Genomic DNA, 14390 nt, shown 5'->3' with positions numbered 1-14390 from the left:
CGGCGCAAGCAGACTTCCGTAATACGAGCTCCATGATTAAAAAAAGAAGACACCACTAAGCCCATCAATCGACGGCTAATGGTGCCTTCTTCCTGTGTCATGTCGGGTGTATGCCTCTCTAACAAGGCCGCTGGATCACATAGGGTCAATGATATGCTTTCCTTTGCGGCGCAGGAAGACGAAGCGTGATCGTCGTTCCTTGTCCGGGAACGCTAGCCGCGGTGATGTCCCCGCCGTGCCTGGTAACGATCCAATTGGCTATCGCAAGGCCCAGACCGGTTCCTCCCGTATGGCGGCTTCGCGATTTGTCCCCCCGGTAGAAACGGTCAAAGACGCGCGATAAATCTACCGCTTCAATTCCGATTCCGGTATCTTCCACCGCAATCTCAACATGCTGACTATGTTTGTGGGCGATGATCCGGATCACGCCGTTCTCCGGGGTAAACTTCATGCTGTTGTCGAGCAAAATGACGAACAGTTGATGCAGCCGTTCTCGGTCTCCCCACATTTCCAGTCCGCTTTCGAGTTGCATCTCCAATCGCTGCTGTTTCAGCTCGGCGAGCGGTTCGAATTTTTGCGTTACTTCATGAATGATTTCATCAATCCACAGCGGCTTGAGAATGAGTTCTTCTTGATTGGAATCGGCACGGGCCAGCGTCAGCAGCTGGTCGGTCAGCTTGCCCATCCTTATCGATTCGGAAAGCACCATGGACAGCGGCTCGCTCATGTCCAGGATAGAACGGTTCGGATGGCGGAAGACAAGCTCCGCATTCGCCCGAATGATCGACAGCGGCATCCGCAGCTCATGCGACGCATCGGCCACGAATTGCTGCTGCTTATCCCACGAGCGCCGAATCGGCAGCAAGGCTTGATTCGCCAAATACATCCCTGCCAATACCGTCACCACGCCGCCTCCCACAATGCCGAACAACATCAGCTCGAGCAATTTCTTCAATATGTTCTGCTCGGAATCGACGATACCGATCGCTTGAACGGAAACAATTCGCGACGTGACAGGGCTCGCTGCCGGCGACTGGAAGCCCGGGTTTAAATCCTTCACGCGGGACAGGTCCGACAGTATTTTCAGACTCATGCTCGAAGACGAATCATAATCGGCCCCGATCATACGATAATAATGATCACCGACTTTGACCGTTTCCGGCGTGCGGATCGACCGGTACGGTTTGAAAACATCTACCGCTTCGTCATAATGGGTTCCGGCCAAAACCGGAACAGGCGTGCCGTTTTCGTCCCATAGCACCAGGAACACCCGCGGGTCAATGCCTTGAATTTGGATCATCGTTCTTTTGCCTGCGCCTCCGGGGAGATTGGTTGCTTCGCGGTCACCCTGGGCATCGGAATCGAAGGAAGCGTAAAACACTTGAACGCCCTGCAATCTTGCCCGCAGCGACTCATCCACTTTGACATACAGCTGGTGGCGCAGATCGGTATATACGATCAAGCCGAGGCAGGCGAGGATGATGAAGAAAACGGCCGCATTGAGTACCGTCAGCCGGGTACGGATTTTCCTGAACATGCCGTATTCTCCTTTAACATGTAACCGACGTTTCGAACCGTTTGAATGATATGATCGTAATCGAACGCCTTTAGCTTTTTCCGCAAATAATAAATATACACCTCGACTACATTCGAACCGACATCGGAATCGAGCCCCCATACCCGAGTACATATTTGCTCCCGGGTCAATATTTGCTCCCGATTGCGCAGGAAATACTCGAGCAGCTCGAATTCCTTTTGGGTTAGCTCGACCTTGTCTCCGCCGATGAACGCTTCTTTCGTTCTTGTAATCAAGACAAGTCTTTGATAGGAAAGCCCGCCCTCGTTGTCGACCGGTCCGCGTCTTCGCAGCAGGGCGCGTACCCGGGCCAGCAGCTCCGGCACCTCGAACGGCTTGGTCATGTAATCGTCGGCTCCCGAATCCAGGCCTTTCACGATATCCTGGGCGCTGTCTCGCGCCGTGAGAAACAAGATCGGCGTAAGGACTTGTTTGGCGCGAACGTTGCGTACAATGTGGAAGCCGTCCATTCCAGGCAGCATCAGATCAAGCACGAGCAGATCGTAAATGCCTTGTTCCGCCAAATAGCAGCCTTCCTCGCCGCAGCTCGTCGGGTCGACCTGATAACCTTCTTCCTCCAGCAAGGTTTGAATCGTTTTGAGCAAATGGACGTCGTCTTCGACAACGAGTATTTTCATTGGTCTTCCCCCTGTTTGCGTCGCCCGACCGGATACGTGGTTTCAGTATAATGGGAAAAGATGAAAGATAGATTAAAAAAAACGGATCATACCCATTTTATTATTTCTTTTCCAATCGTTTTCAGCAGGAATCAGTCGGCGTAAATGAACCATTCCAGTTCTTTGGTAGCGAGCAATTTCTTTTGTCCGTTCTGAAACTGGTGGTAGACGTTCAATTGGTACGATTTCATATCCTTGATGTTATAAATCTTGTCTTTGTTCGTGTACGAGATAGCCGCATCGTGCGATCCAAGCTGCAGCGACTTGGAAGCGTCCGTTCCATTCAAATCGTAAGTTTCGCTGATGACAATTTCTTTCCCGCTCTCGAAAAGCTCGTCCTTGAGCTCGACAATCAGCTTGTGGTCCTTCATGTCCGCCTCGACAAGAGCGTTTTTATTCAATTCGTAATCGAAGCTGAGCTGCACCTTGCCGGTGGTAAAATCCATTTGCGTTCCGATATGGCTTAATGTGATCGAGTAAGGATATATTTCCAGGTCGGCGAAACCGGCTTTCGGTTCTTTTCGCTCCGCAGGCAGCTGGAAAGACACGGCATTGACATAGCCTTCCAACCTGGCCCCCTCATTCGAGCCCGAGCCTGAAGGGGGGAGGACGGACACTTCATCGCCGATGATCAGCTGTATCCCCTCCGTGTCAAAGTCTTTGGGAAGGGTGGTCCAGACCGATTGCAGCGCCTTTCCTCGGGGATTGATCTTGCCGACTTCCGTTATGCTTGCGGGGAATACGGTTCCGTCTGCAGCCTGAAATTGCGCAACCTGCCTTCGAAGATCGGCGGATCGCTTTTCCAAATTTTCGACATCCATCTGAACCGCGAATAGATCGGTGTTATTGCCTTGGAACGTGTGAACGGCGCGTATCGTATACGCGGCGCTGTAGCCGATATCGGTCAGCGTTCTCGTTCCGTTTGCCGGGATCACCGTCATATTCATCAGCTCGCGGTTATGATGGAACGTAAGCAAATCTTTGACTTTGTTATCCGCTTCTTTTTCTTGCAAATAAAGCTGTATGGACTGGAATTCGCCGGTGTAAGGGATTTTGCCGGCGATCTGAACGCTGATTTCTTTTCCGGGCAGCAGGCTGATCACCCGGTCATTGCGAATGAATTGCGCTTCGATCGTAACGGTATCGTCCAGTTTGAAATAGCCTTGCAGGTTCGGGACTGGAAGCGGCTCGCTTCCGTTGTTGGTCAACGTCATCGTCGCCGCCAAAATATCTTGATCGTCCCATGGCAAACGCTGCAGCGATGTCAACCGGGCCGTATACGTCCCCGATTTGCTCGCGAAGTCGTAATCGTTGCCGATCGAGACGTCCGCCGCAACTGCTGCCGGCACTTCGAAAAATGCGACGGGCAGCATCACGCTTTCGCCGATGCCGTTCCCGCCGGCAGGCTGCGCGATCACAAGCTGCCAGCCGTCCGCTCCGGCTTCTCGCGGAATGGACCCGGTAAGCAACCCTTCTTTTTTGTCTAGAGGCTGAATGTCGGCATCCTTCGTAAAGACGGTCGATTGCAGCGGATACGTCTGACCCTGCTTCGTGCGAATAAAGTAGGCGAGGTCCGGCAGTTTCGTGCCTTTCGTGCCGACATCCGTCATTTCGAAATATAGCGACGGCAAGTAATAATCGTCGTTACGGCTGACGGCGGCGCGGGCGATTTTGCCGATAAACGGAATGTCTCCGATGTCGAGGCTGCCTTCCTTCCCGGCTGGCGTCACAAAGCTGTAGCTATCGGGAGCTGTAATCCGGCCGATTACTTTTTCGAAGCCGGCTACGGAAAAGTCCAACTGAATCAAGGTGAATACAAGGTCCTGGAGCTTGGTCGTACGGTTTACTTTCGCATAGAAATGAAACTCCTGACTCGTATAAGCCGGAATCCGGTTTTTATCTTTAACCTGCGGCAGCAGGTTGACGGTGAACGGGTTGCCTGCAGCGGACTGCAGGCGGATCCAATAATTCATAAAATCGAGGTCGCCCGGCCCGCCGTTGTTGACGGCCAAAGTAAAAGAAACCGTGCCGTCATTGTCGCCGGGAAGCAGCATGACATCTTTCAATTCCATGGAGCTTGCTTCTCCGATATCGGCTTTCCCCAGTACGATGGGGCGGATGACCTGCGCTTCGGTTGTATCCTCCGCCGGAGACGGGGCATCCCCGGAGTCGGCCTGAACCGAACCCGGATGAGCCGTGCTATACATGAGCAGTAGCAAAATGAAGCATGTGACGATATGTCGACGAATATTCATGATGGATGATCCTCCTTATCCGCAAATCGCAAGGCAGCTTGACTCGTTAACGGGAGCGGATCCATAACCCCTTGTTGTAGACGGGCCGGGTTGTGCGAGTGCTTGCGATTTTATTCTTGCAAGTAGGTGCTGACTTTGTTTTGAATGACTTTGGCGACTTCTTCCGCCGATTTTTGACCTTGGAAGAACGGAGCGGTTTCCTCCGAGACGATCGTCGTAATTTTCGAATCGTTTTCGGCGTATACCTTGATGTTGTTCAGCACTTTCTCCATGGCGGCGATTTCCTGATCGGTGGCGGCTTGCAGCGCGATTTCTTTGCCGTTCAGATTGAGGCGCATTCCTTTTCCGGCTCCGCCTTCGCCCGTACCTAACGTTTTTAAGCTATTCAGCTGCGCCTTCGCTCCGTTCTTGTTGACGGCAAAGCCGTTCAATTCTTTAGCCGCCTGTATTTCATCGGACAACAGAAACTTGATGAACTCCCACGCTTCCTTCTTGTTCGCCGATTTGCTGTTGATGGCGATGGGCATGGGGGTCGTGAAGGCAGTCCCTTTCGATTCGTTTTCGGACGGCAAATTATAATAGCCCGCTTTGCCATCAAACGACATCTTCGGCAGTGAGTACATATCCATATACATCAAAATGTTCGATTTCGGCTGGATGACGACGTTGTCGACATTGTCGGTCGGAATGATTTTATCGTCGTACATCGATTTTGCCAGCTTCAGCAGGTTGACGAATTCCGGCGTATCAAACTTTGCCTTCTTTCCGCCCGTATCGACGAACTTGGTGAAGCTGCTGCCGAGCATGGTCGTGATCAACTGATCGGGTTCAATTTTACCGAGCGGATACGTATCGGGCTTTCCGTCATTGTTTTTGTCCGTCAGCCAATTGCCCGCTATTTTTTTGAAATCGGCCCACGTCCATTTGTTGTCGTCGATTTTTTCGCCGCTTAGCACGGCCTGGTTGCCGAGCCACATGTTTAATCCGACCTTGACCGGGACGGTATACAAAGCGCCATTGTACTTCATCGCATCAAATACGCTCGAATAGTAATTGTCTTTTTGGAATGCGGCGTCTTTGCTCATCAGGTCGCTGATGTTTTCCAAAAGCTTCTTGTCGGCATACTTCTTGTACGGCAGTCCGCTCATGACGATCAGATCCGATGCCTTGCCGCTCATGAGCTCCGCGCCTACCGAGCTGACGAATTTCTCGATATTTTTCGGATCGGGTTTGCCCATGATAACCATATTTTGTCCTTTGCCTGCTGCCGGAGCCGGCGGGGCCGCCACATATTCTTTGATATCGATTTTAATGTTGGGATGCGCTTGCTCGAATTGCTGTTTGGCCAGTTCAAGAAAACGATCCGACGTCATGACGGACAACGTGACGGTTTTCGTTCCCGTATCGGACGGCGTGCTGCCGTCTCCGTTATTAGCGGAAGGGGGAGCGGCCTGATTTCCCGAGCACGCGGTAAGGGCAAGCATGGAAACGAGAGCGCATGTAGTGACCGATGGTTTAACTGTGATATTCAGCATGTGAATATTTCACTCCTTTAAGTTTTTTGTCAGAATGGAAAATCGCGACGATAAATAAAACGCAGAACACCGCATATTCCAGCGGGTCGATCCGATAATCCGTGCCCGCCCAGCGGGCGGCGGCGGTAACCGGCATATAGAGAAACAGCCGCTGCAGCTGTACGGAGACGGACATCCTACCCATCGCCCATAAACGGACGCCGAGCAGGAACAAAGGCAAGCCGAGTACTGCGCCTGTGAAAAACAGCCCTCCTGCAAGCTGTCCTGCGGCGCCGGCCAGCAGCTCATGCGGCGAGGGGACATATCCCGATTGCGCCGCCTGCTGCTGCCATAAGCTCCGCAGCTTTTCCATATAAAACGATACATCGATGATTTGCTCCGGTATCCAATCCAGCGGAATGTAAGGGCGGAACCGGATCAACTCCCACAAACCCGCGGCACAGGCGGCCATCGCAAGGACGGCGAAGCTGCATTTCAGCAGCAGGCGTCGTTCGTCCCGAATCGCATCGGGCCAGTCGTGCGTCGACAGCTTGCGGCGCAGCGACGCATAGACCGCCACGCATTGCCGGAATATCAGCCGCAAGAGCAGGAGGAGGGCGATAGCCCCACAGGCGAACAGCAGCAGCGCCCGCCATTGCGTGATCCGTACATGCGCCAGTAAGTCGTTTTCAATTCGGTACAGCGACGGATTTGCGCCGATGGCCCTGAGCGCATCTTTTGCTTGAGCTTCCCCGCGAATGGCTGCGTCCGGCTTCGCTGCCAGCTGCACCGTATCGATTCGCGCATCGCGGTTCACGTCGAACATGGCGGTAACCGGAATCAGCACGTCCGGGACGCCGTCATCGGACATGTGCCGCAGCAGGGAGACGTTATTGTCATACACGCCGATGATGGTAAAGGGGACGCCGTACAGCTCGATCGTTTTGCCGACAACCTGAGCGGAACGGAACAGCTTATCGGCCACCTGTGCGCTGATGACCGCGACGCGGCTGTGTTCGGCGACGGAGGTTTGCAAGATGGACGTGCCGGTTTTCATTTTCAATTCGGCAAAATCGCGGTAGTTTGCGTTCACGCCGAACACGTCGCTGTTCAACGTGACGTTGCCGAACACCGCACCGGTTTGTCCTTTCGCCGACAAAGCGATCGGCAGCGGACTCCACTTATTCGCCAGCTGCTCGGCTTCTTTCAGCTCGAGACCGGCGGAGCCGGAGGAAGCGGCGGACCGGTCGACGTTCACCGTCAGCTTCTGCATCCGGCGGGAGCCGTTTGCATGCTCCCAGTCGGCAAGCACGGACGATAACAGTCCTACGCTTGCCAACGTCAGCAGCACGCCGACAAACACCATCCAATCGGCTAATCGGGAACGCAGCATAGCGCATATCTCCTTAGGAATCTTTATGTTCAGTCGGTTAGAAGCACCCGTTCTCCATCGGCAACCGGCTTGCTGCTGGAGACGATCACTTTATCGAGCGGCGTAACGCCGTTGTCGATGGATGTCTTGCTGTCATCAGCGTCTCCGGTTTGAACGGAAGCTCGCTGCGCAGCGTATTCGCTGCCGAGCGGTCCTTTTTTTTCCTTGACGATCAGGATATATTTGCCTTGGTCATCTTCCCGGATCGCATCGCTCGGCAGCAGCGCACGAAACGTGGACGTTTTTTTGACGATGTTGAACTCGCCGGTTTCCCCGCCTTTCAGGCGTTCGTCATGCAGCAAGAAGGTCAGCTCCTTTCGTTCTTGCCCGGACGACGCGGAGGCGCCGGAAGAGCTGACCGCATCCCGGATATCGATGACCGTCGCTATGATTCTCGCGTTGTTCAGTGCGGAGAAGATCAATTCGGTCTCGTCGCCGGTGTTCACGTACTGCGCTTTGACGCTCGCGATCGTCGCTTTCAGCTTTAGTCCTTTCGACAAGTCGGCGATACGCACGGCCGCTTTTCCGCTTTGGACCGGAGCTCCCTTGATCGCATTCACTTCGGTGACGATCCCGGCAACCGGAGCCGTAATCCTTGAAAATTCCGCGAGCTGGCGCCGCGAATTGGCGTTTTGCCGCTCGAGAATTTGCATATCCAGCTTCGTCGTTTCGATATCGCGGGCGATGTTGCGCAGTTGCTTGTCGTCCGCACTGCGGATCGCTTCCGCATAGCTGTCCTGCAGCTTCTGCAGGCTCAATTGCTTTTGCTCGTATCTCGCTTCGTTGTCTTTCAGCGAATCCTCGGCTTCTCTCGTTTTAAGCACCGCCAGTTCCTGGCCGGCCTTGATTTTGTCTCCGACTTCGACTCTCACCTCCTGTACGGCCCAGTTCGTCTCGACGTACAAATCGGCTGTTTGCGCAGCCTCCACCGTGCCCGAGCCGGAAACCTCGTGCGACAATATGCCGGCTGCGGCTTGCTCGACTGTAACCTCTGCGAGCGATAGGCTCAGCAGCGTATTCGAAAAAAACGTTAACGCGATCATGACGAGGACGAAACCGAGGATTGCCCGCCGGATTCCTTGCTTCTTGGCGCGTTCTTCATCCGCGACGGCCATCGTTGTGTTCATTGATTGTTCCTCCTACAGGCTTTCCGACAGGAAAGCCACATCGTAAGCGACCGCTGCCATTACCCTTTGATGCCGGAAAGCTGAATGCCTTCGACCAAATACCGTTCCGCATAAAGGGCGATCAGCAGAAGCGGCAGCATATAAATCGCGGAAGCGGCAAAAGCGATGCCGCGCTCCCCTTCGCCGATGACCGACAAATAGACGGACAGCGGCTGCTGCAGCGCATCCTTCAAAAAGATAAGCGGCTGCTCCACCATGTTCCAGCTATCGATGAACACGAGAATCGAGAGGGAGGCCACCCCCGTACTGCACATGGGCATCATAATTCTGGTGAATATGTACAGATGGCTCGCTCCGTCCACCCGCGCCGCCTCGATATAGCTGCCAGGGACATACGTCATGAACTGTCGCAGCAGGAAAACGCCGAACGCACTGAATATGCCCGGAAAAATGATGGACCAATGCGATCCCAGCAAGCCCAGCCGGTCCGCCACGATAAAATTCGGCACAAGCGTCACCTGAAACGGCATCAGCATCGTGACGATGTACATGAAGAACAGCGGCTCGCGGAATTTAAAGCGTAGATGGGCGAACGCGTACGCAGCGAGCGATGCGACGACAATTTGGCCTGCGATGATGGGTACCGTCATTTTTACCGAGTTCCAGAACATGAATAGATAATGCGGCCGGCCGATCAGCACGGTATAATATTGCGACAGCGTCACCCGTTCCGGAATCCATTTCATGCTGACGAACGCGCTGCCGTTTGCGCCATTCGCTTGGTTCGATGTGTCTCCGGCCAGAGCGGCATAATGATTCGTAATCTCGTATTCCGTCATAAACGAATTGGCGAACGTCAGTGCCATCGGAAAAAGAAAAGCGAGCGTCAAAGCCGTGAGAACGATGACGAGTGCCATTTGTCCGACTTTTCGGCCGAAACGGGATATGCGCACCATCGGGCGAGCAGCCGGCGTTGTGCCGAAACCTCCGCCTTTTCGGCTTACGGGACTTCGGATGAAGGGCTTGAATTGCGGTTTGCTTGTTTCCATCGTAAATCTCCTTTCAAACACGGACCCGCAGTTACCCGAGCGTCTTGCTGATGCGCCTTTCCGCCAGGAACATGATCCAAACGAGCAGTACGATGGCGAGCGCCATCAGGAAAGCGGCTGAAGTCAATTTTTGATAGTCGAGCGATTTGAACATGTTGTTCATGTAGTGCTGCAGCATGTATATGCTCGGATCGGGGTAATCGCCGGCGATCAGGTACGTCTCGCGGAACACCTTGAACGAGTTGATGATCGACATGATGAACACGAAGAATGCGGTTGGGGTCAAATAGACGAGCGTTATCGACCGCCACTGCCTGAATTTGCCGGCGCCGTCGATCGACGCGGCCTCGTAATAGTCTGCAGGAATATTTTGCAGCCCGGCAAGAAACAGCAGCATGTTGTAGCCGATATTTTTCCATAAATAGACGACGATGACCACGAACAACGCCGCGCCGCTTTCCATCCAATCTTTCGAGGCGATCCCCCAAGAAGCCAGCCATCCGTTTAGCGACCCATGCAGATCGAACAGCGCTTTCCAGACCAGCACCACCGAGGCGACCGGCACGACGAGCGGACCCAGAAACGAAATCCGAAACGACTGGCGAAACGGCAGCTTGCGGTTGAGCAGCATGGCCAGCCCAAGCGACAGCACCATGTTAAGCGGCACGCAGAGAGCCGTGAACAGGAACGTATTCACAGCCGCACGCCGGAACACGGGATTTCCGAGCAGCTCACGATAATTCGCAAGTCCCGCAAACGAGCCGTCCACAGGGCTGTCCATCAGCGAATAATAAAACCCCATGACGAAGGGAATAAGGAGAAATACGGAAAATCCGGTCAGACTCGGCAGCAGAAACAACAGCGCCGTCAACCCATCATTGTTTCGCAAGCGTCTCAACACAAATCGGTCACCTCCTCTCCTCTGAACCCATTCTCGCAAAAGTAAATTAGAAATTGCTTAGAAAAGAGGAGGCAGGTGATACTGCGATTTCGAAGCGGAAATTGGAACGGCCAGAGCTTCGGTGCCTGTCCGTCTTAAGGGAGGCGTGGGGTGACTTGCCATAATGTGATGAAGCTAAAATCATATCGAAATTTAAAGAGGAGCACCATATGACAACGCTCGGTATATTAGGGGTAACGCATGATAACGACCTACGTGTAAAGTATGGCTTGACGCTTGACTTCATAAAGGAGCTGATACTCGAATTTCATCCGGATGTGATTTGCGGTGAAGTTCTTCCCGAAAGCTGGGAACGGTATATGGCAGACAAGACGTATAAACAATATTGGGGCATGCCGGCAAGCGAATACTGGGAACTGATCTTTCCGCTTTGCGAGGAACACGGCATTCCGTTTGTTCCGGTGGACTGGGCTGAGCTGAATCAACCCCGAGGTGCATAACTTCCGGTGGATTTGCCGCCATCAGATTATGATACAGCGGATTAAGAATGCGATTATGAAGTACAACGGGAAAAAGATACTTTGTATCGCGGGCGCCGATCACAACCATTGCTTTTACAATGCGCTAAAAGCGGAGAAAGATCTAAGGATGGTGTATCCGTTAAAATAGTGCTTTTACCATTCATTATCATCCTTGCCCGGCCCTGTCCGCGGCATTTGCACTGGAATAGTGGGTGCCACTTCGTTATAAATTAAAAATTCACTTTACCGGATCATGGACCAAACCTACAATAAAAGGAAGTTCATTCCTTTATTGGAAATAAAAATGATTGCTGAGAGGTGGATCATGAAGTCCGTACATGTGCTAGACCCTGTGCAAATCGTGGAGTACGAGCCGTGCTACGCCCAAGCTGTTGCCGACATGTGGAATGTGAGCCAGGAGAGCTGGGGCGGGGGCAATCGCGTCCGCAGTGCCGAGAGCGTCGACAGGGAGCTGGAGAATGCAGGCAACCTGAAAGTATTCCTCGCGATACACGACGATGAAGTTGTCGGCTTCTGCAGCTTTTCCCATTACAAGCAGGACGAAGGAGCGCTGTACGTACCGCTGCTCAATGTCAGGCCGGACTACCACGGCCGTAAGGTCGGAAAGGCGCTTATTCTCAAAGCGGTCGAGACGACGGTAGATATGGGATGGCCGAGGCTTGATCTGTTCACTTGGGCCGGTAATACGAAAGCGGTTCCGATGTATAAAAAATGCGGTTTTTTCTGGGAAAAGAAAGACAATTCCGTTCACCTGATGAACTTCATCCCGACCGTGCTGCAGACGGAAGCCTTGCTGCCTTATCTGAAAAGAATCGACTGGTATGCAGACAGTCTTCGTTCGCTGGAAATCCAGCCCGACGGCCATTCGGAGAACGGATTCGATTATTTCGAATACGCATGGCACAAGGACGGAACTTCGCTGCGTGTGGAGTTTGAAAAGACGGGCAGAGGCATACGGCTGATCGAGACGAACGATTATTCGATCCATACTGAAATCGATGACCATGATCTGGTGTTCGGCAGCAGTTATCCGGTCCGTTACGTGATCCGCAATAAATCCGGCGCGCCGCTTGCGTGCACGATCCGGGGACAGGATGACAAAAACATTCGTTTTGCATTGGAACAATCGGTGACGGTACAGGACACCACGGTGGTGATGGGCGAATTTCAGCTCGATCAGGTACTGGAGGAACAAAGCGATTGGAAAACCCATCCTGCGGTTGCATCCATTTGGACGATTAACGGCAAAAAGGCCGAGTTCCGCACTGGGATCGCGCCCAAGTTTCCGGCCAAGGTGAAACTGGAGGTAAAAGGGCAAGAGCAGTATGTCGGGGTTCCGGGAGAAGCGCTGCTTACGTTCGAAAATAATTTCAAAGAGCTGGCCTTGTTCGAATTCGTGCTTCCGTCCTCCGAATTTATCGAATTCGGCAACGCCCGGGTATCCGTCCGCATTCCCGCCAAAGAGAAGGCAACCGTTCCTATAATGTATACGCTGCGGCATTTCGGGCTTTATTCGGAAGACGTAGAGATGACAGCCATTCCGGATAACGGAGACGGAACGGCCGTCACGTTCATACGTAAGCTTCACGGTATTTTTAAAGGAAATACCGGGCGTTTTGGCGGAGATGCAGTCGATCATTGGGTTGTCGTGAACGGGCCTCACACGATTTCGCTGAACAAGACAAACAACGATTTGTGGCCGTCCCATTTTCAAGGGAGCAACCAGACGTGGTGGACGTATCCGAGAATCGGAAAGCCGTATTCCGCGGAATTTTCCAAAAAGAAGGCGGAGTCGGTAAACATGTATCAGGACGGAGACGTAATGGTGCTCGAGGCGGAGTACCGTTCGGATGATTATCCGGCTGTCGCTTTTACGTCCATCGCGCGGCTCAGTGCCAATGGGATCGCAGAGCGGTATTTTGAAATACGGAATGGGTCGGAGGAAGCGGTTCAAGACGAGCTGCATTTCATTGAGCCTTTCCACCACCGTTCGAACCGGCTGGTGCTCCCTTATGACGGGCATTACTATGATTTGGAGGATCGGTATGCCTCCAACTTCGATGATTGGGAAGTTGAGCGAATTTCCGAGAATTGGCTGTTCAGCCGCGGCGAGAAGCTGTCCTGCGGATTTTGCTGGGACCCTTCCGTGAAGCTTGTACGGCTGGAATGGCAGTTCGGCATAGAACATGAGCTTGGCCGGCTGGCTGCGGGGCAAACGTTTCGGACCCCATCAACCTTTCTAGCCATTGGTACGTATACGGATTGGTGGGACTTCCGCTCCTATGCGCAGAAGCGAAGAGACCCGGTTCGTCCGCTGCTGAAAGATCATTTTGAATTGAGCGTGAACGGGGGGAATCCCTTCATCGGTCTAGACGCGAAGCTCGTAGTCCGCCAGCATCGGAATCAGCCGCTTGGCGGGAGCATAACGTTGTCGTTCTGCAGCGAAGGGTCCGAGACGATCAAGGAAACATTCCGGCAGGAGGACGCCGTTCATTCGGCGGAATTTGCACTTCCGCATCGGCCAACCGGGGTCATCGAGCCGGTTCGAATGCGGTTTGAAGCCGACGAGCTGCGCTTCGAGCGAAGCATGGCTCTTATCCCCGTTACGGAAGGGCACGTTCAACGGCAGATTCGCCGCGGTGCCGCAGGAGAAACGTATTGCTGCTCGAACGGCCCGCTCGCTTTTGAGGCGTCGCCGGATTTTGGCACAGCGCTGCATTCCCTCGTGTACAACGGGGAACAGTGGCTCGACAGCTCCTTCCCCGAAGCGGGCCCGCGTTCGTGGTGGAACCCGTGGCATGGCGGTATTTCCGCCTCTGTGCAAGGGATGTCCCCGCTAAGCCAGCAGGAAGAGCGGCGGAGCGCTGAATTCGTCTCCTTGACCGATAGCATGGGCAACATGTGGAGTGGCGTCGCTTTGCATACGCATATTGAGAAACACGAGAAAAACCGCGGGATCGAGCTCAGCCTGTTCGCGCTGCTTCTTCCGGGAGCGCCGGTGCTTTGTTGTACAACGCGCTTGACGAACCGCTCCGGCAAAGTCGGCAGCGATCTGCCTTCGGAAGGATTGATCCGCTACGGCTCCGATCACCGTCGGACGATCGTTCATGCTCTCAATCGGTATCCGGGTTCGAACGCCCATGCGTATACGAACAACCAGCTTGTTGACTACAGCGCTTCGCAAAACCGCCCGCTGCTATCCGGAGCATCCGCATGGACGGCACCTGTGTTTTTTGCTTTTGCCGAAGTGCCGCTTACATATCAGGAACTGCGGGGATTGGCGGAAATTCGTTTTGACGACAATAATAGGGGGTAGT

General features: G+C 53.5%; 10 protein-coding genes. 2 read left to right on the top strand and 8 right to left on the bottom strand.

What is annotated here, in order from left to right; translation table 11 throughout:
* Nucleotides 1-145 precede the first annotated feature (145 nt).
* The 8 genes from ACFQI7_RS18465 to ACFQI7_RS18430 all read right to left on the bottom strand — a co-directional run bounded on the left by ACFQI7_RS18465 (nt 146) and on the right by ACFQI7_RS18430 (nt 10528).
* Nucleotides 146-1537, bottom strand: coding sequence for a sensor histidine kinase (locus ACFQI7_RS18465; protein WP_218098295.1), 1392 nt, complete (start codon nt 1535-1537; stop codon nt 146-148).
* Complete coding sequence (locus ACFQI7_RS18460; protein ID WP_218098294.1) at nt 1510-2214, bottom strand: response regulator transcription factor; 705 nt, start codon at nt 2212-2214, stop codon at nt 1510-1512. The genes ACFQI7_RS18465 and ACFQI7_RS18460 overlap by 28 nt, the downstream gene beginning before the upstream one ends.
* A 131-nt stretch (nt 2215-2345) precedes the next feature.
* Nucleotides 2346-4508 carry a hypothetical protein gene (locus tag ACFQI7_RS18455; RefSeq protein WP_218098293.1) on the bottom strand — a complete coding sequence of 721 codons (2163 nt, stop codon included), beginning with the start codon at nt 4506-4508 and terminating at the stop codon, nt 2346-2348.
* Nucleotides 4509-4618: 110 nt separating this feature from the next.
* Nucleotides 4619-6043 (bottom strand): ABC transporter substrate-binding protein, encoded by a 1425-nt coding sequence (locus ACFQI7_RS18450; protein WP_218098292.1) that lies wholly within the window; start codon nt 6041-6043, stop codon nt 4619-4621.
* Nucleotides 6024-7415 (bottom strand): ABC transporter permease, encoded by a 1392-nt coding sequence (locus ACFQI7_RS18445; protein ID WP_218098291.1) that lies wholly within the window; start codon nt 7413-7415, stop codon nt 6024-6026. The genes ACFQI7_RS18450 and ACFQI7_RS18445 overlap by 20 nt, the downstream gene beginning before the upstream one ends.
* 29 nt (nt 7416-7444) lie before the next feature.
* Nucleotides 7445-8581: an efflux RND transporter periplasmic adaptor subunit gene (locus tag ACFQI7_RS18440; RefSeq protein ID WP_218098290.1), complete on the bottom strand. Its 1137-nt coding sequence runs from the start codon at nt 8579-8581 to the stop codon at nt 7445-7447.
* Nucleotides 8582-8640: 59 nt separating this feature from the next.
* The gene (locus ACFQI7_RS18435; RefSeq protein ID WP_230414806.1) at nt 8641-9630 is read right to left on the bottom strand and encodes a carbohydrate ABC transporter permease; all 990 of its coding nucleotides are present in this window, start codon (nt 9628-9630) and stop codon (nt 8641-8643) included.
* Nucleotides 9631-9661: 31 nt separating this feature from the next.
* Entirely contained in the window at nt 9662-10528 is an 867-nt protein-coding gene (locus ACFQI7_RS18430; protein WP_377517352.1) for a carbohydrate ABC transporter permease, read from the bottom strand.
* Between the two features lie 212 nt (nt 10529-10740).
* Here ACFQI7_RS18430 and ACFQI7_RS18425 point away from each other — a divergent pair, with 212 nt between their 5' ends.
* Together ACFQI7_RS18425 and ACFQI7_RS18420 are read left to right on the top strand one after the other, a co-directional pair.
* Nucleotides 10741-11031 (top strand): hypothetical protein, encoded by a 291-nt coding sequence (locus ACFQI7_RS18425; protein WP_230414802.1) that lies wholly within the window; start codon nt 10741-10743, stop codon nt 11029-11031.
* 346 nt (nt 11032-11377) lie between these two features.
* Nucleotides 11378-14389, top strand: coding sequence for a GNAT family N-acetyltransferase (locus tag ACFQI7_RS18420; RefSeq protein ID WP_218098289.1), 3012 nt, complete (start codon nt 11378-11380; stop codon nt 14387-14389).
* Nucleotide 14390: the final 1 nt, after the last annotated feature.

It is taken from the genome of Paenibacillus allorhizosphaerae, assembly GCF_042659105.1.
Taxonomy (GTDB): domain Bacteria; phylum Bacillota; class Bacilli; order Paenibacillales; family NBRC-103111; genus Paenibacillus_G; species Paenibacillus_G allorhizosphaerae.
Note: the sequence above shows the minus strand (reverse complement) of the source record. Positions and strands in the feature narration are given on the sequence as shown.

Bases quoted from the DNA above. Each gene is read 5' to 3' on its own strand.
- ACFQI7_RS18425 (WP_230414802.1), top strand. From the start codon at position 10,741: ATGACAACGCTCGGTATATTAGGGGTAACGCATGATAACGACCTACGT.
- ACFQI7_RS18440 (WP_218098290.1), bottom strand. From the start codon at position 8,581: ATGAACACAACGATGGCCGTCGCGGATGAAGAACGCGCCAAGAAGCAA.
- ACFQI7_RS18445 (WP_218098291.1), bottom strand. From the start codon at position 7,415: ATGCTGCGTTCCCGATTAGCCGATTGGATGGTGTTTGTCGGCGTGCTG.
- ACFQI7_RS18455 (WP_218098293.1), bottom strand. From the start codon at position 4,508: ATGAATATTCGTCGACATATCGTCACATGCTTCATTTTGCTACTGCTC.
- ACFQI7_RS18435 (WP_230414806.1), bottom strand. From the start codon at position 9,630: ATGGAAACAAGCAAACCGCAATTCAAGCCCTTCATCCGAAGTCCCGTA.
- ACFQI7_RS18420 (WP_218098289.1), top strand. From the start codon at position 11,378: ATGAAGTCCGTACATGTGCTAGACCCTGTGCAAATCGTGGAGTACGAG.
- ACFQI7_RS18460 (WP_218098294.1), bottom strand. From the start codon at position 2,214: ATGAAAATACTCGTTGTCGAAGACGACGTCCATTTGCTCAAAACGATT.
- ACFQI7_RS18465 (WP_218098295.1), bottom strand. From the start codon at position 1,537: ATGTTCAGGAAAATCCGTACCCGGCTGACGGTACTCAATGCGGCCGTT.
- ACFQI7_RS18450 (WP_218098292.1), bottom strand. From the start codon at position 6,043: ATGCTGAATATCACAGTTAAACCATCGGTCACTACATGCGCTCTCGTT.